An 18,335-nucleotide genomic window follows, 5' to 3' on the forward strand; every position below is an offset into this window, starting at 1 on the left:
AAAAAAAGTGAAAAATGTTTTCGCTTTGCGAGTAAGTTACCATCAATCTAAAGATTGAATTATTTGATAAATTTTTAAGGTTTAAAATGCAAAAGAAGCAAATCCTTTTTTTTACTTGCGCTGTTGGGTTTCATGAGAATTTTTTGATCCCCTACACTTACTTTGCCAAAAAAAGTAACGAAAATGCAAAGTTTGAATACATTGTAGAAGATATTTCTAAGTTTAAAGAAAAACATCAGTATTCTATAGAATGGTTATCGCTTAACCTAGGTGTAGAAATCGTTCTTAGAGAAACTTCTGAATGTCTGACAAAACCAAAAATGGTAAATAGCTATAGGTTTATTATGGAGCCTAAAACTAAAGCTGAATATACCTACATTGGGGACGTTGATATCATGATTTTAGAGGATATATATGACGTTCACAAACCTGTTTTCGAGGCAGGACATCCTTATTCTAATATTATAAGAAAAAACACTCAACGGTTAACTGGCCTTCACTTTGTAAAGAATGATGAATACTACCCACTTCCTGAAGTTAACGATTTGGTGTCAACAATATCAAACGATGAGGCTATACTTTATGCTATCGCAAAGCGTAAAGGTATTTTGATCGAATCGGATGTAAATGAAGCTTTGGGCGTTAAGAGGCCTTTGCATGGAATACACATGTCCTTAAATAGGTTGCCCTTCTCTTACAATAGTGAGCGGGTAAGCTGGGGTATTCAATACAAACATATAGAACAAGTTAAGAAAATTTTTGATACTTCTGAATTTAGCGATTTTAATAAAACGTTATATAAAGGTTCTTCCTCGATTATTACAAATTTAATCGTGATTTCAGAAGGGATAATGTCGCTAGGGAAGAGTTTTTGGAACGATAAACATTTTGTTCGAAATTAATTTTCTTTTTATATTGGAAGGCCTAAAAAGTAACTCTTGCACCATTTTTTTATGCATACAGAGTTTTACTTTTACATTGAAAAATTCAAAATGAAGCAATTAAATATTTTAGCTAGTATAAAAGATCCGACAGCGAAGCACGGAAATCTTGGCGACATGTTTGGTTATCTTTTGTTAGAGCACTATTGTGCCCAATACTCCGTAAACATAAATCGTATTGGTGTTCACGAAAAAATCCCTGAAGATACCTATGCTTTTGTAGGAAGTATTATTCATCTTTGCCATAAAAAAGTTAAAGAACAAGGCGATGGCTGTTCTATAAACGTGTTGGGGTGCGGATTAATAAAGGAAGATAAAATTCCTTATAATAAGAACCTGCGTTTCTTGGGTGTACGTGGCCCAAAGACGAGTAACTTGTTACCAGAAGACGCCGATGTTATTTCTGATCCCGGATTACTAATATCCAAAATTTTTAAACTTCCTTATAATACTCAAACAGAAGAAGTAGGCTTTATTATACATAGCGTTGATAGGAAAGCTTTTTTTGAGATGTTTCCAAGTGCAAAGAACAACCTCATTGATAATTATAAAGCCCCTCATGAGTTCTTAGAGCAGTTGTCGAGATATAAATATGTCGTGTCGAGTAGTCTGCACGGAGTAATATTTTGTCACGCATATGGTATCCCTGTTTGCTCGATTAAGGTTACTGAAAAAATTACTGGTGGCGACTTTAAATATACTGATTACTACCAATCGATAGGGAATACTCAATTTGCAACTAGGCATACAATAGATGAAAGTACGAATTTTCGCGATTTAGTAGCGAAGGAGTGGCAGCCCGAAAAAGCGAATATAGAAAAAATACAAAACAAGCAAAAGAGCTTGATAATAAACGTTCTGAAGAGCTTGTAAACGTTGAGTAAAATTAGTGAGACCTTCCTTTAATATAGTAAGCAATTCGAAGAAATAGAAATTTACGTTCTAAGACCGAAAGCGTTCGGCAACTGAAATATACGTGCCATTTTTTTGTGTTCATGCCTTGCCCCACACGTCAAAGTGGGGCGAATTGATCTATGAGAATCGCGGAAGTCTACCGCCAGCAACTTACCGAGTAGAACTAGAAAACTTTAGTTCAGCACTGTCTCATTAAAGGGAAAGAGGAGAACATCAGTATATTAAAACTTGTTCAACAACCTGCAAGATATCTTCAATGCTATTCGTGTTAATAGAGTTATTAGTAGAGGCAGGAAGAATCCCATTTGCAAGTTTTTCAGCAACAATATCTTTGATAGACACCGATGTTGATGGAGCTTTAACTAAAAATCGAGCGTTGGATTGAGCTACCAGATATTTAGGCTCAAGTTTTGCTAGAATGCTTAGGTCTATACTACCGGCGGTATGAAAAAATATTACTTTGCGAAAGACTCGATTAAGATAATTGAACATTGAGTAAGACGATGAGGAACCGAAGAGCAACAGTGTCTCATTCATCAATGCGTTGCTATTGTAAATGAACATTGTCCTTCCAAAGTTTGGTAGGCCATTATCATACACGATATTATTTCTATAATTGAAGCTAGTTAGAATCTGTTCTAAATACGTCTGTGGTGGAAATAACTTGTTTCCTAAATCTCCTCCAACTTCTTTCTCCTTGTATGTGTCTTTTGAAAATATCTCTCGCAATTCTTTACGGCTGATACCTAAACTTACGCAAAGGTCAATACTAGCTAGCATTGCTCCGTGTGAATTCCAATGTGTATCGCAGACTCTGAACGTATTTTGGGGTGACTGTTTTAAAGTGTCTGTCAGAGATAATAAATTGAATCCAGGGGGCGCTATTTTTTCAATTTGTTCTAATGGCGTATTTTTGAGGTTTTTAATTGGGTACTTATCTCGTAGCACGTACTCTTTTGAAGGTGCTACTAAAAAAACTGATGTCAAGTTATGAGTTTTTGATATAGATTGAAAGTTTTCCATATACTCAAGCCATGCTTTCTTAATGTGTCTCGAAAGCTTCACTTTTCCTTGAAATTGATCGACGCTTTTATTTGTATCGTTGTCTAAGAAAAGCCAATTGTCTTCGCCTTTAATTACTTCAAAAGCACCTTTAATATGCCCGTTGTAAAGAGGCGTAAGAATACTTTCTGAAATTAATGCTATTGTAAATTTATCAGAAATAAGCTTTATGGCATGCTTAAAACCATAATGTTGTCGCTTCTCTAGCTTTTCATTTTTTTGAACTATTTTATTTTCTACATCAATCCTAGACTCATTTCTTGTCAGCTTATCTACTCGGTCACCGTGCAAGACTACTAGTTCACCGCTGACATTTTTATGGTTAACTAACCAACCGCTAAACTCTAAACAACATTTATCTAAATCTTTATAGTCAAATCTTAAGTTATCGATAGGACGATCAAGGCACCACAGAAAACGATCTGAAAGTTTATGTGAAAGGGGCTCAATAGATAAGGAGTATTGTGACATAAAGTGTTTTCTTATAAGTAGTTTGTTACGAATTCATAAAGGTTGATAAAAAATGCTATAGATACCTTATAGAAAATCTAATTTTATCTTATAGACCTGAGTTCAATCTTTCAGTAACTATTTAAGTGTTAATAATATCATTAAGAGGGAGGGTATGTCGTTTAAAAGCATGAGTAGAACCAGTGGGGGGCAAGTCTTACGCAAAGTTTCCAAAGAGTGCCAAAAGGTCCTTACCAAGAACGCTTCTTAACCGCTCTTAATGTTTGAAAGGATACCTTTCCTCAATCATACTTATTTTTTTAACTTGCAAAAATCGAGTTGGCGAAATTACGTGTGGCCGTTTCCGTATTGCATTATGCATCGAGTGGCTATGTATAAGCTTTTTTACTAATTCGTTCACAATAATAGTAACACCTTCTGCTTATCTAACAAACTGAGCGTACTAAAAATCGCAACTAGCTTTTCTATTGTTTTCATTTCATCATTGAGTTCCTTTACTTTTAACCTAAGTTATTTTCACTTCTTGGAAGTATAAGTTAAAAGTAAATGACGATTACTGAAAAGTGAGTACTTTTATGGCATCATGGCAAAATAATGAAGTTAAGGTTAATGATGGTATTGAGAGCATATAAAAGAAGACTTGCTAGCACGTATAGAAGGTTAGTTACCGAACCAAAACTCTTGAGTGCTCTCAAGCGAGAAAAGTTACTAGACAGCAAATGGTACCTTAATGAAAATCCAGATGTAGCAGAAGCTAATCTATGCCCAAATTTGCATTTTATACGATTCGGGGTTTTAGAGGGAAGGCTTCCAAACCGAGGCTTTAATGCGAAGAAAGTCACTGAGCAGATAAAAGATTCTAGTCCAGAATTATCAAGCTTATTGAGAGAAAACCTTAGCGCTTTCCCTCCCTCATATGAGAACGTGTCATTTACCGAGAATTCTCACTTTTCGATATATGAACAACTAGACTTCCCGAAAGTTGACGTCGTACGTTCAATAAATAAACGGTACCTCGAAGCTCATGTATCGATAATTATTCCAGTTTATAATGCCTTTTCAGAAACACGTAAATGCTTAGATTCTATTTTACGCGCTGAGACACCTCACACTAGTGTTATTGTTATTAACGATGCGAGTCCAGAAGGTGGCTTTGAACCGCTGGCCAGCGAATATGCAAGTGATGAATTCAACTTTTTAGAAAATACTCAAAACCTTGGCTTCAGTGGAACAATAAACAAAGGTATCAACTACGCGCGTAAACTTCGTCCTGATAGCGATATTCTTATATTAAACTCTGATACTATCGTAAGTCGTTGGTGGCTCAGAGAATTAAAACTCGTAGCGATGAGTAGCAGTGAGATTGGAACTGTTACGGCTGTATCCAATGCAGCAGGTCCCTTTAGTGTACATACATTTTCTTCTACGCCCTCTTTAAGCGAAATTAACGATGTTGCCGGCGCCTTGAGAGAGAAGGCTCCTTTGGTTAGTCCACCTCTGCCAACGGGACATGGGTTCTGTATGTATGTCAAAGGTGAACTCATAGAGGACATAGGGGTTTTCGACAGCCAATCATTTCCAAAAGGATATGGTGAAGAAAATGACTTCTGTATGAGAGCGGTTAAAAAAGGGTGGAAAAACACGTTTGCAGCTAGAAGTTTTGTTTACCACAAACAAAATGCAAGCTTTAAAGAGCAGAAGGCTAATTTAATATCTATTGGGAGAGCAAAAGTAGATTCACTTCATCCCGAGTATAGTAAGTTGCTAAACCGAACCTTTAATTCCAATGCATATAAATCTTTCATATCATATTTAAGCTTCGTTACTCAAATAAATGCACCAACGTCTCAGCCATTGCCTAAAATACTTTACGTTATTTCGACGGAAACAGGGGGGACTCCCCAAACGAATTTGGATTTAATGAAACAAGTTTCCGAGGAGTATGAATGTTACTTGCTCGTCTCTAACTCTAAAACTGTGAAATTGTTTGTGCTGCAAGAGAGCAACTTAAAGTTGATCCAACTACATGAGTTACATGAAAAAATTCACCCTTCTATTCATGTAAGCGCAGAGTATGACGCTGTGGTTTCAAACTGGATTGGTTTGTTAAATATTAGTTTGGTGCACATTCGCCATATTGGTTGGCATAGCTTCGGTCTCATTGAATATTCACATAACTATGGAATACCTATAGTATTCAGCTTTCACGACTTTTATACGGTATGCCCTACGGTAAAGCTTTTAGATGGTGACAAGCAGTATTGTGGTGGTGCGTGCAGTGATGCGAGCAAACCTTGCCTTCCAGAGCTATGGCCTGCAAAGCAGCTTTCTAACTTGAATGATTTCGAAGTGTATATATGGCAGCGCAGATTTAGAAAGTACTTATGCTATATCTCAAACTTCGTTACTACAAGCGAATCGACAAAAGAAGTAATTTCTAATGTGTATCCGACGATTTCCCCTGATAATTTTCATGTTATTCCGCATGGGCGAGACTTTGTTGAGTTTACTCAACTAGCCAAATATCCAAGCAAAAATAAGAAGTTCAGGCTAGTCTGCCCCGGAAATATAAATGTTGCTAAGGGGTTGGCATATATAAATGAGCTCGCAGAGGAAGCTTCAGATATATTGGAAATTCATATTGTTGGAAAAGTATCCAATGAAGTGCAGCTTTCTTCAAAGTTGATTCTTCATGGTGAGTATGAACGTGAGCAATTAAAGGATATCATCACAAAAATCGAACCATCTTTCGGTGGTGTTTTTTCCATATGGCCGGAAACCTGGTGTCATACAGTAACCGAATTGCTTTCATGCGGCGTTCCTTTATTTACGTTTGGAATGGGTGCTATTGAAGAAAGAGTCAGAAGAGGAAATTTTGGGTGGATATTACGAAGCAATAAGCCAATTGATTTAGCTAATAAATTATCTGATACTTCATTTAATATTGAGTGGGAAGATAAAGTGTTAAACGTCTTGAAATGGCAAAGTGGAGAGGGATTGACTTTATCCTCTCATCATATGGCATCCCAATATTTAGATATCTATAAAAACTTAATTTGAATGGGCTAAAGGTATTATTTTGAGAAAAGGAATTATTTTGGCGGGCGGATCTGGCACACGCTTACATCCGTTAACTAAGGTAGTAAGTAAGCAGTTAATGCCTGTTTACGACAAGCCGATGATTTTTTATCCATTAACAACGTTAATGATGTCGGGTATTCGTGATGTACTTATTATCACCACACCTGAAGAACAGCAGCGATTTATCGACCTTATCGGTGATGGCTCGGCATTAGGAATGAATATTCAGTACGCGGTTCAGCCTTCGCCAGATGGTTTGGCACAAGCTTTTCTTATAGGTAAAGAGTTCATTGGAAATGATAGCTGTTCATTGGTTCTTGGTGACAACATTTATTATGGCCACGATTTAAAATTATCGCTGCAGAATGCGTTTAAACAAGAGCACGGTGCAACGGTGTTTGGTTATCACGTCAATGACCCTGAACGCTATGGTGTAGTAGATTTTGACGATAACTGGAATGCACTTTCTATAGAAGAAAAGCCTGCTGTTCCCAAATCAAACTATGCGGTAACAGGTCTGTATTACTACGACAATCGCGTAGTGGATTTTGCTAAAGAAGTTAAGCCATCGCCGCGTGGTGAACTCGAAATTACTGACTTGAACAACTTATACCTTCAAGATGGAAGTTTGAAAGTAGAGCTAATGGGGCGCGGTTCAGCATGGTTGGATACAGGTACACTTGACTCTTTGCTCGAAGCGGCAAACTTTGTAGCAGCTATTGAAAAACGCCAAGGCTTGAAAGTATGTTGCCCTGAAGAGGTGGCTTACAGAATGGGCTATATCAACGCTGAGCAACTTGAAAAGTTGGCGGCACCGCTTAAGAAAAGCGGGTATGGCGATTACCTGCTTAAAGTGATCAATGATAGAGTTAAGATCTAGCTTCATATCAAATTCTAAAAGGTGGCATTGCCACCTTTCTTCTTATTTCAAATTGCCAGTTTGTACGGAAAGTAAATGCAAGTAATTAAAACAGACATCCCTGCTGTAAAAATCATCGAGCCTAAAGTATTTGGTGACGAGCGAGGTTTTTTTCTAGAAACCTTTCGCACCGACTGGTTTAAGAAAGAATGTGCAGATGTAGATTTTGTTCAGGATAACCATTCTAAATCTAGCCAAGGTATTCTTCGTGGCCTCCATTATCAAATGGAGCAAACCCAAGGCAAATTAGTACGTGTAGTCAGCGGTGAAGTATACGATGTAGCCGTAGATATGCGTAAAGACTCACCTACATACGGTAAGTGGGTTGGAGTAATACTTTCTGCCGAAAATAAACGTCAGTTATGGGTACCTGCAGGCTTTGCGCACGGATTCTACGTAACCAGCGAATCAGCAGAGTTCGTGTACAAGTGTACCGACTATTACCACCCGGAATCTGAAATATCAGTTAAGTACGACGACCCTACATTAAATATCGACTGGCCATTAGTAAATGGTGAGAAGCCTTCTCTATCAGGTAAAGATGAGGCGGGCTTGGCATTTGTAGACGCACCTACGTTTTAATTGTTATCGGTTTTTCACTGACTTTTTATAGAGTACTAGCGATTAATGAATATTGTAATTATAGGTAAGTCTGGGCAGCTAGCGTTTGAGCTTTCTCGTGAGCTAGAAAATAGCGAGCATAAGGTTACGTTTTTAGGGCGCGACGATATTGATATTACGAATGCCTCTAATATTGAAGAAAACTTATCGCCTTTATCAGCCGATGTTTTAATAAACGCGTCTGCCTATACAGCTGTTGATAAAGCGGAAGAAGATACCGAAGCGTGTAATGCCATTAATGCGTTAGCTGTACAGAATTTAGCAAAATTCTGTAAAGCAAACGGCGCTTTTATGGTTCATGTGTCTACCGACTATGTATTTAACGGTCACAAAGGTTCGCCTTATCTCACGGACGACCCTATCGAGCCGCAAGGTGCTTACGGCAAGTCGAAAGCAGAAGGCGAAAAAGCACTGCTTGAAATACTACCTGATGCTAGCTGTCTAATTCGCACTGCTTGGGTTTACTCTTCGCATGGTAATAACTTTGTGAAAACCATGCTGCGTTTGATGGCAGATAAACCTCAGTTAGGCGTAATAGATGACCAAATAGGCACACCCACGTGGGCTAAGGGTTTGGCTGAAGCTTGTGTTTCTGCCGCTTTGAATAAAACCAGTGGCGTGTATCACTGGACTGATGAAGGTGTAGCTAGTTGGTACGACTTTGCGCTGGCTATTCAAGAACTAGGTGTTGAGAAAGGTTTGCTAGATAAATCGATTCCAGTATTACCTATACCGTCAAGCCAATACCCAACACCTGCAAAACGTCCGCATTACAGTGTATTAGACAAGCAAACCGCACGCGAAGCGTTTGCGGCGTGTAAGCCTACTCACTGGCGCAAGCAATTAGCCAGCATGTTAGACGAATTGAAAGCGTAAGCGACAAGAACAAGATTATACTTTTGGTAAAAAGAAAATGAGTAAAACGATTTTAGTAACAGGTGGCGCGGGCTTTATTGGCTCAGCAGTAGTTCGCCATCTTATAAACGATACAGACCACACTGTGGTTAACTTAGATAAGCTAACTTACGCGGGAAATTTAGAATCACTAACACCTGTTTCAGATAGCGACCGCTACAACTTTGAACAAGTTGATATCTGTGATGCTGAAGAAGTAAAGCGCGTGTTAAACACGCACCAGCCAGATATCATTATGCATCTTGCGGCAGAGTCTCATGTAGACCGTTCAATTGACGGGCCTGGCGAGTTTATTCAAACCAATGTAGTTGGTACGTATACCTTGCTTGAACAAGCAAGAGCGTATTGGTCAGCACTGGAAGGCGATAAAAAAGCTGGGTTTAAGTTTCATCATATTTCTACTGACGAAGTATACGGAGACCTTCCGCACCCAGATGAAGTAGAGCCAGGCACAGAGCTTCCGCTCTTTACGGAAACTACCCCGTATGCACCAAGCTCGCCATACTCAGCAAGTAAAGCAAGTTCAGATCAGCTAGTGCGTTCGTGGCTTCGCACTTACAAGCTGCCAACGCTTGTAACTAATTGCTCGAACAATTACGGTCCGTATCACTTCCCAGAAAAGCTTATTCCGTTAGTAATTCTAAATGCGCTAGCTGGAAAGCCGTTACCTGTATATGGTAAAGGTAATCAAATTCGTGATTGGTTGTATGTTGAAGACCATGCTCGTGCATTGGTTGTGGTTGCACTAAACGGTGAAATTGGTGAAACCTATAACATTGGTGGTCACAACGAAAAGCAGAACATTGAAGTAGTGCAAACTATCTGTTCAATTCTGGATGAAGTTAAGCCAAAAGATAGCAAATACGCTGATCAAATTACCTACGTTCAAGACCGTCCAGGGCACGATATGCGCTACGCTATTGATGCTAGCAAAATTGAGCGTGAGCTTGGATGGAAGCCAGAAGAAACGTTTGAAAGCGGTATTCGCAAAACCGTTGAGTGGTATTTAGCGAACGAAGGCTGGTGGAAGGCCGTTCTTGACGGTAGCTATCAAGGCGAGCGTTTAGGTACTGGAAGCTGATACCCATACAAATTTACAAGTGTTAAACTACCAAGCCGCTTTAAACAAAGCGGCTTTCTTTATTTTTAAGGCCCTAAATAGTCTACATGAAAAAAATTGCTATGCGGTCAGTGCGAGCCGCCCTTCAACTTATTCCTAAAAATTTAAAAGACAAGCTTAAACAAAACGAACGTTTAACTGGTTTGTATGTAAGGTCGGTAAGAAAGTCTGGGCTATTTTTCGATGCTCCAACGCCTAAACAAACGCAGGCGTTGTACAATCATTGGCTTGAAGCAAATGAGTCTGCTTTTTCAAAGCCAGCAGCCAAGATTGATGGATGGCAAGCTATAGTATTTGGCACCGACAATCTGAGTTTCACTCAAGAAAAAGTTAAGTCCCTTGGTGCTGAAACTTGCTTAATAATAGGGGAATCGGATCTAGATGTTTTAGACAAGCAAATTTCACAACTCAATAACCAGTTACCCACGCTATTGCTAAACGGTGGTGATTTGTTAGAAAAAACTGCTATAAGCCATTTATGTGAAGCTTTGAAAGAAAGCGACTTAGTTTATTGTGATACTGATGAGCTGGATAATAATGGGGCCAAATCATCACCAAGGTTTCTACCCGATTGTAACCCTGAGCTTCAATTTTCTACCGCTTATATTAATACTGGGGTAATGATCAAAACAGTGCTTTTAAAGTCGCTACACATTACTAACCAAACAACAATTGCAGAGATAGTTACAGAGCTTTCCCTTACTAACAAAAATTTGGCTATTGATCATCTGCCGCTGCCCTTAGTGCACCTATTGCCAAATAAAGACGGTGAGTCAGATACGCTGGAGCGTGTTAAAACAGTGATAGAAAAGCACGCAAAAGCGAAAGTGGAAATAGACGAGCAATATAGCGTCAACCGGTTATGTTGGCCCAATAGTAATCCCTTGGTAAGCCTGATCATTCCCACCAAAAATGGGAAAGCCTTGGTTAAAGCATGTATCGAGTCAATCCTAGAGAAAACCACCTATCAAAATTACGAAATACTGCTTATAGACAACGGCTCTGATGAACAGGAAAGTATCAAATATTTTACCTACTTAGATACATTGGAAAAAGTAAGAGTCCTTAGTTACCCAGCGCCATTTAACTATTCAGCAATTAATAACTTTGGGGTTGAACATGCGAAAGGCTCCATTCTTGGGCTAATTAATAACGATATTGAAGTTATATCGCCTGATTGGCTTACTTATATGGTGGGGCATGCAGAGCGCGAAGATGTTGGCTGTGTTGGTGCAAAGCTGCTTTATTCTGATACACGGATACAACACGCGGGTGTTGTTTTAGGCTACGGTGGTGGCGCTGGCCATGCTCATAAGAACTTTCCGCGTTTTCATACTGGTTACTTAAAGAGAATTGTTGCTACAAACAACTATAGTGCCGTAACCGCAGCGTGTTTATTGGTTAAACGCGCGCATTTTGACGCCGTAAACGGTTTAAATGAAAAGGACCTTTCTGTTGCCTTTAACGATGTAGATTTTTGTTTGAAGGTTAAAGGCTTAGGCGTCAATAATGTTTACTGCGCAGAAGCAGAGCTTTTCCATCATGAATCGGTGAGTAGAGGCTTAGATATATCACCTGAAAAAGCGGCGCGTTTTAATCGCGAATTAAATTACCTTCAAACTACGTGGAGCGACTTCATAGCTAATGATCCCGCTTATAGTCCAAATCTAACGCTAAAACGCGAGAACTTTTCGATAAGAAGCGCAGTAGAATTGAAAAAGTGATGCACAAGGCATAATTGATGCATAGTGCATCAAACAGAGCTTTGATACACTATTTAAAAAATTAGGCGAGTTAGCCGTAGTATTCATCATTGTTTAAAATTACTATGCAATGATAGTAATGAAGCTTTCGTAAATTATTTGTACAAAACTGGAGAGAATTTAAATGGATAGTACTATGCAGAAGCTTAAAATAGCTGTAGCAGGCACAGGCTATGTAGGGCTTTCAAATGCAGTGCTACTTGCACAACACAATGAAGTGAAAGCGGTCGACCTAGTACCAGAAAAAGTCGAGATGCTTAACAATAAAAAGTCTCCAATTGAAGACAAAGAGATCTCTGAATATTTAGCGACGAAAGAGCTTAATCTTGAAGCTACGCTTGACGCACAAGTTGCTTATAAAGATGCAGATTATGTTGTTATTGCGACACCAACAGATTACGACCCGCAAACTAACTACTTTAATACAGGTAGTGTAGAAGCGGTTATCAAAACGGTAATGGAAATTAATCCTGATGCTGTGATGGTTGTTAAATCGACCGTGCCAGTAGGCTTCACGAAAGACGCAAAAGCCCGTTTCGGTACTGAGAATCTCATCTTTTCGCCAGAGTTTTTGCGTGAAGGTAAAGCACTTTACGATAACCTTCATCCTAGCCGTATCATCGTGGGCGAGCGTAGCGAGCGTGCAGAAGTGTTCGCTAAGTTACTTCAGCAAGGCGCCATTAAAGAAGAGATTGATGTATTGTTCACAGACAGTACAGAAGCTGAAGCTATCAAGCTATTTGCTAATACCTATTTGGCAATGCGCGTTGCTTACTTCAACGAGCTAGACAGCTATGCTGAGCGTAATGGTCTTGACACTAAGCAAATCATTGAAGGGGTTGGCTTAGACCCGCGCATTGGTAATCACTACAACAACCCGAGTTTTGGTTACGGCGGTTACTGCTTACCAAAAGATACCAAGCAGCTACTAGCTAACTACAGTGAAGTGCCTAATAACATGATTCAGGCCATTGTAGATGCAAACCGTACTCGTAAAGATTTTATTGCCGATTCAATTGTTAGCCGTGGCCCCAAAATTGTTGGCATCTACCGTCTTATTATGAAGACAGGTTCTGATAATTTCCGCGCAAGTGCGATTCAAGGCATCATGAAGCGTATTAAGGCGAAAGGTATTGAAGTTGTAGTTTACGAACCAGTACTTAAAGAAGAAGATTTCTTTAACTCACGAGTAGTAAACGACCTAGAAGAGTTTAAGAAAATTTCTGACGTAATCGTAGCCAACCGTGTAACAGGCGATATCGAAGACGTACTAGATAAGGTATACAGCCGCGACTTATTCAACGCTGACTAAATCAAGTTTTGGGGTCAGAGTCATTACTCTGACCCCACGATTCCAAAAAGGCCAGGTTACAAACCTGGCCTTTTAGTTTCAGCAAGCTAATATGTGGCTACGATCATTTATCTGACCGCCCATACCTATCAGAGAAACGAACAATGTCGTCCTCGCCTAAATAAGCACCTGATTGAACCTCGATTAGCTCTAGTGGAATCTTTCCTGGGTTTTCTAATGCATGAACAGCCCCAATAGGGATATAAACAGACTCGTTTTCTGTTAGCATTTGCGTTTCATCACCTATTGTTACATTAGCTGTACCTGACACCACCACCCAGTGTTCCGCTCTATGATGATGCATTTGAACTGATAACTTTTCACCTGGCTTCACGGTTATGCGTTTAACTTTAAATCGCCCGCCATTGTCGATTGAATCGTAACTACCCCAAGGTCTAAACACTTCACGATGAAACTCAAATTCAGGGCGCTTTTCGGCTTTCAGTTTGTTTACCACTGTTTTGATATGTTCGGCATCTTTCTTATTTGCCACCATAACAGCATCTTTCGTTTCAACGACCACAACATCTTCTAAGCCAATAACAGCAACCAAACTATGTTCTGCATTTACGTAGCTGTTTTTGGTTCCTTCTAATAGCGTATCGCCAGTAGTTACATTGCCGTTTGCATCTTTGACACCTGTTTCCCACAGTGATGACCAACTACCTACATCGGACCATCCCGCATCTAGTGTTACCATGGCGGCTTCTGATGTTTTTTCCATTACAGCGTAGTCAATAGAGTCACTGGGGCACGAAGAAAAGATTTCTTCATCTATACGCACAAAGTCGAGATCTTTTTCTGTTTTCTCAATGGCTTTTTTACAGGTTGCGTATATCTCGGGGGCGTGGGTCTCAAGTGCTTTTAAGAAAGCGCTAGCTTTAAACATAAACATACCGCTATTCCAGAAATATTCGCCTGAGCGAACGTATTCTGTAGCGGTAGACATATTTGGCTTTTCAACAAATTCACTTACATCGAAGCCAATATTTAATTTGTTGCCAGCTTTAATATAGCCGTAGCCTGTATGAGGCTGAGTAGGGACAATACCAAATGTAACTAACTTACCTTGTTCAGCTAAAGCCTGAGCTTCCTTTATCTTCGACTGAAATGTAGCGCTATCTTGAATCAAGTGATCAGCAGCTAAGACGAGTAGAACTGGGTCATTACCGTCTTCCATAGCCTGAAATGCGGCAAGTGCGATAGCGGGGGCTGTATTTCTTCCTACAGGCTCTAACAGTATATCGCTGTTATCGACACTGATCTGTCGCATTTGCTCGGCTACTAGAAAACGGTGCTCTTCGTTACAAATTATAGATGGTGGTAATGATTCGATTCCGTCGAGTCTCAGCACAGTATCTTGAATCATAGTTTTGTCAGAAGTAAGTGACAAAAACTGTTTAGGTAGAGCGGCGCGAGACTTTGGCCATAAGCGGCTTCCCGTTCCGCCAGCAAGAATGACTGGCTTCATTAGCGTTCCTTGATTATTAAAATAATATCTTTGCTGTCAGTATACTGAGTTAGGAAAGAATATAAAAACGGTGCAGCACAACAATCTCAGGAATTACTTTAAAGCGTTAATCAATCTAACCCCATAAGCGGGAAAGTGTTCGTCCTTCGTTAATATTTGCAACCCTTCAGCTTGAGCTTGTGCGATCAGCATTCGGTCAAATGGATCGCGGTGGAGCATTGGCAGTCTTCCTGCTTGCTGGCCGTGGAATAAACTGATAGGTAAAGCGCTAAAACCTAATTCTTCGATAAGCGACTCAATATCATCTGGTACCGTAAGTTTTCCCAGCTGCTGTTTAATCGACATCTCCCAAACAGAAGCGGCACTGATATAAATGTCATTTTCAGTATTAGAGATATGCTTCTGAGCATTAACACCTAATTGCTCATCTCCATTCATCCACCAAATTAAAACGTGGGTATCTAGTAAGATTCTTTTCATTACAAACCGAACATATTTGCTATATCTTCGTTAACCTCTTTCGAGTCGAAGTCTTCGGTTGCATGAACTTGGCCTTTGAATTGCCCAAACATGCGTTTCTTTTCTGTTTTAAAGGGCACTAGCTTCACTGCTGGCTTTCCCGATTTGGCGATAACAACTTCTTCACCCGCCTCAGCCCGTTCTACAAGTTGGGATAACTTACTTTTTGCCTCGTGCATATTGGCTTGCATACAAAACCCTCTAATGAGCTTAGCTAAACTTAGCTAATATGGTAGTTTAAAAAAGCAGCAGTTGCAACGATGGCTTTAGCTCATTTGCAGTTAGCGCTCGTGGCATAAAAATTTGATACTGAAATAAACAGAATATCTGTCGTGTCGGTAATGCTTATGTTTTATCACCAAAGGTCACTCACAAAAAACTTCCCAAACCCCAAAATTCGAAATAAAATCCGCGCCAATTCAACCCCTGCCATTAAGCCTTAAGCTTAATCACACTCGGCGGGGAAGAAGCATGCTTTAAATTGTGGGGTCAGAGTCGTGACTCTGACCCCACTGCTAACTGCTTATAAGTTATCAAAGCTTACAAGCGGTAAAGTGAGTTCATGCTACCTACCATATACTGCAGCGTGAACTTCGTTTCGTTTAGTTTGCTTTTATTAGCGGAGTCGTTATGAATAGGCTGCGTGAGCTTTCCAGCCAAGTGATGGATGTTTACCAATCTCTTTCTCAAGAATTCAGCGCATATCAATCAAGTCAGTCATTAAACTGTGTTGAGAAATGCGGCGCATGTTGCAATAAACCCGACATTGAAGTGTCGCCTTTAGAAATGCTGCCATATGCACTGCATCTGTTTGATAGTGGTCAAGCCGAACAAGTATTCGATGAGCTTCAAAGCTATAGCGGTTTTGCATGCAAGCAATATCAACGCTTGAGTTTAGACGGTACAGAAGGTTATTGCGGAATTTACGAATACCGTCCCGGGATTTGCCGTATGTTCGGCGCTGCAGGCTATAAAACTAAATCAGGCGAAGCCACGCTTTCGGTATGTAAGCCAATTAAACAAGCCGTACCTGAAAAATATGCGGCCGCGCTAATTGCTATACAGCCTGCATGGGGTCAGAGTCACGACTCTGACCCCATGTCTACCATGTCTATATCGAGTAGCAAACCACCAATGATAGCTGAAGGTAGACAAAAGCTAGCGCAACTGGATTACGAGTTAGGCGATAAGCTTATGCCTATAAACGATGCGCTCCACTACATATTAGAAAAAATACTTACGCTAATGTTTTATTCACAAAATATAGATGATGGCGTTGCAGCGTAACATGCAGTAAGCATGGGGGTCAGAGTCATGACTCTGACCCCCAAGTGCTTCACTGATTCCAAAAACTTCGTTGCTGAACTTTAAGCCTGATTTTCAAGGTACAGGATTGTACTACGCAAAAGTCCACTTATCATCGATGAATAATAACGACTAATCGGAGCGATAGTATGGCAAGAAGGAGAAGGATTTCCCCAGCAGGTTTCCCTGTACATGTTATTCAACGCGGCAATAATCGTTCTAATTGCTTTCTAAGTGAAACGGACTTTATTGCTTACGTAAAATGGCTCAATGTCTACGCGAAGAAGTTTAATATACATATACATGCCTGGGTATTGATGACAAATCACGTTCATTTACTTTGCACACCTCAAGAAGACAATAGGGGGGTGAGTGCAATGATGCAGTCAATCGGTCGAATGTATGTAAGGAGATTTAATGCAAAATATGAGCGTACCGGAACATTATGGGAAGGGCGTTTTCGTTCCTGTATAGTGGATTCAGAGAAATACCTAATGACGGTGTCACGCTACATAGAGCTCAACCCAGTAAGAGCTGGCCTGGCAAAACACCCAGCTAATTATAAGTGGTCAAGCTATCATCGCAATGCACGTGGGGTTCACACCTCATTATGCACTGAGCACCCAATATACACATCATTAGGCGCAGATCCTGAAGTACGCCAAAAGTCTTACAGCGCACTTTTTCATGACGAACTTTCAAATAAAGACATAGAGCTTATTCGAACATACAGTCAAATAGGTAAGGCGCTTGGCTCAGAACAGTTTAAAACGCGACTATATGAAGCATTGGGGTCAGAGCCCCGACTCTGACCCCAAAACTCGGTCTCACACTAAAATTCCACGTGCCGATTCCACTATTGCTTCACTAATCGTATAGTCGGCACGGCTTTTACCGGTAATAGCGTAGTATCTTTCATTAAGCGTATTCGCGTTACCTATACAGTGCACGCCATATTGTTCTTCTACGTGTTTTGATATAGCTGAAGGGGCACAGAACACGCCAAAGTCTTCGCTTCCGAATAACTTCAGCAGCGCTGTATCATCAAATTCGGCCACTATTTTGGGGTAAAGCTGTTCGGTTTCAAGCCAGCTTGTAAGTGCTTGGCGTATGCCCGACGTGTTACCTTGTATAAGCAACGGCATTTGGTTCAAACAGTCTGGGAACTGTAGCCCTTCACTTAGGGGCGTTTTAGCAAAAAAGCTTAACGAGCTTTCTCCTAAGAAGTAGCTGTTAGCACTTATTTGCGTACCGGGCGCTATGCCTCTGTCTGCAACAATAAAGTCGATGGCGTTTATGGCGAGTTCCTTTAGTAAACCATCAAAGCTATCTTCTTTAACTACGTACTTTACTTGCGAGAACTGGCGCATGGTGTCGTGCACAAAATCATAAAAAAGCACTTTGGGAATACCATTTGTAATACCTATTACGAATTCCTTCGTATTTACTTCGTCGCTATTGTTAAGTATTTCAGCCAGTTGGTTACCCTTGTGAAATATTTCGCTGGCATACTGATAACTTACTTTACCCCGTGCGTTTAGGTACAGCCGTTTGTTTATTCTGTCGAATAGTGAATAACCAAGCTGGCTTTCAAACGTGCTCAGTTGCCCGCTTACCGTTTGCGGGGTAACGTGGAGTAACTTAGCGGCTTTGGCAATGCTACCTTCGCGGGCAACCAGATAAAAATAATATAAGTGATGGTAGTTTAGGTGGTGCATACTTTACTTGTAGAGTAATGGGGTCAGTGTTGTGACTCTGACCCCATTATTCTTAAACGCAATTATTTTCGATGAACTATTAAGAATATAACAGTTATATTCTAATTAATCATTGCAATACACTATAAGCGATGTTGCAAATGCTATCTAAAACAACACATAA

Annotated in this window: 16 protein-coding genes; 11 read left to right on the top strand and 5 right to left on the bottom strand. The window is 40.1% G+C overall.

Annotated features, from left to right (window positions below):
• The first annotated feature begins 86 nt into the window (after positions 1 to 86).
• Complete coding sequence (locus D1814_RS10140) at positions 87 to 902, top strand: hypothetical protein (RefSeq protein ID WP_118491896.1); 816 nt, start codon at positions 87 to 89, stop codon at positions 900 to 902.
• 90 nt (positions 903 to 992) lie between these two features.
• Positions 993 to 1,814: a polysaccharide pyruvyl transferase family protein gene (locus D1814_RS10145; RefSeq protein WP_162889829.1), complete on the top strand. Its 822-nt coding sequence runs from the start codon at positions 993 to 995 to the stop codon at positions 1,812 to 1,814.
• 255 nt (positions 1,815 to 2,069) lie between these two features.
• On the opposite strand, the gene D1814_RS10150 is transcribed toward D1814_RS10145, so the two are convergent.
• Positions 2,070 to 3,389 carry an alginate O-acetyltransferase AlgX-related protein gene (locus D1814_RS10150; protein WP_118491900.1) on the bottom strand — a complete coding sequence of 440 codons (1,320 nt, stop codon included), beginning with the start codon at positions 3,387 to 3,389 and terminating at the stop codon, positions 2,070 to 2,072.
• Between the two features lie 594 nt (positions 3,390 to 3,983).
• Between D1814_RS10150 and D1814_RS10155 the strand changes: the two genes are divergently transcribed.
• The 7 genes from D1814_RS10155 to D1814_RS10185 all read left to right on the top strand — a co-directional run bounded on the left by D1814_RS10155 (position 3,984) and on the right by D1814_RS10185 (position 13,120).
• Positions 3,984 to 6,449, top strand: a complete 2,466-nt coding sequence (locus D1814_RS10155; protein WP_118491902.1) for a glycosyltransferase — start codon at positions 3,984 to 3,986, stop codon at positions 6,447 to 6,449.
• 19 nt (positions 6,450 to 6,468) lie between these two features.
• Positions 6,469 to 7,350: a glucose-1-phosphate thymidylyltransferase RfbA gene (gene rfbA / locus D1814_RS10160; protein WP_118491904.1), complete on the top strand. Its 882-nt coding sequence runs from the start codon at positions 6,469 to 6,471 to the stop codon at positions 7,348 to 7,350.
• A 75-nt stretch (positions 7,351 to 7,425) separates the two neighbouring features.
• A complete protein-coding gene (gene rfbC / locus D1814_RS10165; protein ID WP_118491906.1) occupies positions 7,426 to 7,971 on the top strand; it encodes a dTDP-4-dehydrorhamnose 3,5-epimerase in 546 nt (181 codons plus the stop codon).
• Positions 7,972 to 8,016: 45 nt separating this feature from the next.
• A complete protein-coding gene (gene rfbD / locus D1814_RS10170; RefSeq protein WP_118491908.1) occupies positions 8,017 to 8,886 on the top strand; it encodes a dTDP-4-dehydrorhamnose reductase in 870 nt (289 codons plus the stop codon).
• A 37-nt stretch (positions 8,887 to 8,923) separates the two neighbouring features.
• Positions 8,924 to 10,006 carry a dTDP-glucose 4,6-dehydratase gene (rfbB, locus tag D1814_RS10175; RefSeq protein ID WP_118491911.1) on the top strand — a complete coding sequence of 361 codons (1,083 nt, stop codon included), beginning with the start codon at positions 8,924 to 8,926 and terminating at the stop codon, positions 10,004 to 10,006.
• Positions 10,007 to 10,092: 86 nt separating this feature from the next.
• Positions 10,093 to 11,769, top strand: coding sequence for a glycosyltransferase family 2 protein (locus tag D1814_RS10180; RefSeq protein ID WP_118491913.1), 1,677 nt, complete (start codon positions 10,093 to 10,095; stop codon positions 11,767 to 11,769).
• A gap of 163 nt (positions 11,770 to 11,932) precedes the next feature.
• Positions 11,933 to 13,120: a nucleotide sugar dehydrogenase gene (locus D1814_RS10185; RefSeq protein WP_118491915.1), complete on the top strand. Its 1,188-nt coding sequence runs from the start codon at positions 11,933 to 11,935 to the stop codon at positions 13,118 to 13,120.
• Positions 13,121 to 13,223: 103 nt separating this feature from the next.
• On the opposite strand, the gene D1814_RS10190 is transcribed toward D1814_RS10185, so the two are convergent.
• From D1814_RS10190 to D1814_RS10200, 3 genes are all read right to left on the bottom strand, one after another.
• Positions 13,224 to 14,630: a mannose-1-phosphate guanylyltransferase/mannose-6-phosphate isomerase gene (locus D1814_RS10190; protein WP_118491917.1), complete on the bottom strand. Its 1,407-nt coding sequence runs from the start codon at positions 14,628 to 14,630 to the stop codon at positions 13,224 to 13,226.
• A gap of 93 nt (positions 14,631 to 14,723) precedes the next feature.
• Positions 14,724 to 15,110, bottom strand: coding sequence for a type II toxin-antitoxin system VapC family toxin (locus D1814_RS10195; protein WP_118491919.1), 387 nt, complete (start codon positions 15,108 to 15,110; stop codon positions 14,724 to 14,726).
• Positions 15,110 to 15,340 (bottom strand): type II toxin-antitoxin system Phd/YefM family antitoxin, encoded by a 231-nt coding sequence (locus D1814_RS10200; protein ID WP_118491921.1) that lies wholly within the window; start codon positions 15,338 to 15,340, stop codon positions 15,110 to 15,112. Before D1814_RS10200 ends, D1814_RS10195 begins: the two co-directional genes overlap by 1 nt.
• A 439-nt stretch (positions 15,341 to 15,779) precedes the next feature.
• Between D1814_RS10200 and D1814_RS10205 the strand changes: the two genes are divergently transcribed.
• Positions 15,780 to 16,436: a YkgJ family cysteine cluster protein gene (locus D1814_RS10205; RefSeq protein ID WP_118491923.1), complete on the top strand. Its 657-nt coding sequence runs from the start codon at positions 15,780 to 15,782 to the stop codon at positions 16,434 to 16,436.
• 167 nt (positions 16,437 to 16,603) lie between these two features.
• Positions 16,604 to 17,266, top strand: coding sequence for a transposase (locus D1814_RS10210; protein ID WP_118491925.1), 663 nt, complete (start codon positions 16,604 to 16,606; stop codon positions 17,264 to 17,266).
• 15 nt (positions 17,267 to 17,281) lie between these two features.
• Here the strand turns inward: D1814_RS10210 and D1814_RS10215 are convergent, their stop codons facing one another.
• Positions 17,282 to 18,172: a LysR family transcriptional regulator gene (locus tag D1814_RS10215; protein WP_118491927.1), complete on the bottom strand. Its 891-nt coding sequence runs from the start codon at positions 18,170 to 18,172 to the stop codon at positions 17,282 to 17,284.
• Between the last annotated feature and the right edge of the window lie 163 nt (positions 18,173 to 18,335).

Origin of the sequence: Alteromonas sp. BL110, from assembly GCF_003443615.1 — a bacterium.
GTDB lineage: Bacteria > Pseudomonadota > Gammaproteobacteria > Enterobacterales > Alteromonadaceae > Alteromonas.

Excerpts from the sequence above, each read along its gene's own strand:
- D1814_RS10140 (WP_118491896.1), top strand. The coding sequence starts at position 87 with ATGCAAAAGAAGCAAATCCTTTTTTTTACTTGCGCTGTTGGGTTTCAT.
- D1814_RS10145 (WP_162889829.1), top strand. The coding sequence starts at position 993 with ATGAAGCAATTAAATATTTTAGCTAGTATAAAAGATCCGACAGCGAAG.
- D1814_RS10150 (WP_118491900.1), bottom strand. The coding sequence starts at position 3,389 with ATGTCACAATACTCCTTATCTATTGAGCCCCTTTCACATAAACTTTCA.
- D1814_RS10155 (WP_118491902.1), top strand. The coding sequence starts at position 3,984 with ATGAAGTTAAGGTTAATGATGGTATTGAGAGCATATAAAAGAAGACTT.
- rfbC (WP_118491906.1), top strand. The coding sequence starts at position 7,426 with ATGCAAGTAATTAAAACAGACATCCCTGCTGTAAAAATCATCGAGCCT.
- rfbD (WP_118491908.1), top strand. The coding sequence starts at position 8,017 with ATGAATATTGTAATTATAGGTAAGTCTGGGCAGCTAGCGTTTGAGCTT.
- rfbB (WP_118491911.1), top strand. The coding sequence starts at position 8,924 with ATGAGTAAAACGATTTTAGTAACAGGTGGCGCGGGCTTTATTGGCTCA.
- D1814_RS10180 (WP_118491913.1), top strand. The coding sequence starts at position 10,093 with ATGAAAAAAATTGCTATGCGGTCAGTGCGAGCCGCCCTTCAACTTATT.
- D1814_RS10185 (WP_118491915.1), top strand. The coding sequence starts at position 11,933 with ATGGATAGTACTATGCAGAAGCTTAAAATAGCTGTAGCAGGCACAGGC.
- D1814_RS10190 (WP_118491917.1), bottom strand. The coding sequence starts at position 14,630 with ATGAAGCCAGTCATTCTTGCTGGCGGAACGGGAAGCCGCTTATGGCCA.
- D1814_RS10195 (WP_118491919.1), bottom strand. The coding sequence starts at position 15,110 with ATGAAAAGAATCTTACTAGATACCCACGTTTTAATTTGGTGGATGAAT.
- D1814_RS10200 (WP_118491921.1), bottom strand. The coding sequence starts at position 15,340 with ATGCAAGCCAATATGCACGAGGCAAAAAGTAAGTTATCCCAACTTGTA.
- D1814_RS10205 (WP_118491923.1), top strand. The coding sequence starts at position 15,780 with ATGAATAGGCTGCGTGAGCTTTCCAGCCAAGTGATGGATGTTTACCAA.
- D1814_RS10210 (WP_118491925.1), top strand. The coding sequence starts at position 16,604 with ATGGCAAGAAGGAGAAGGATTTCCCCAGCAGGTTTCCCTGTACATGTT.
- D1814_RS10215 (WP_118491927.1), bottom strand. The coding sequence starts at position 18,172 with ATGCACCACCTAAACTACCATCACTTATATTATTTTTATCTGGTTGCC.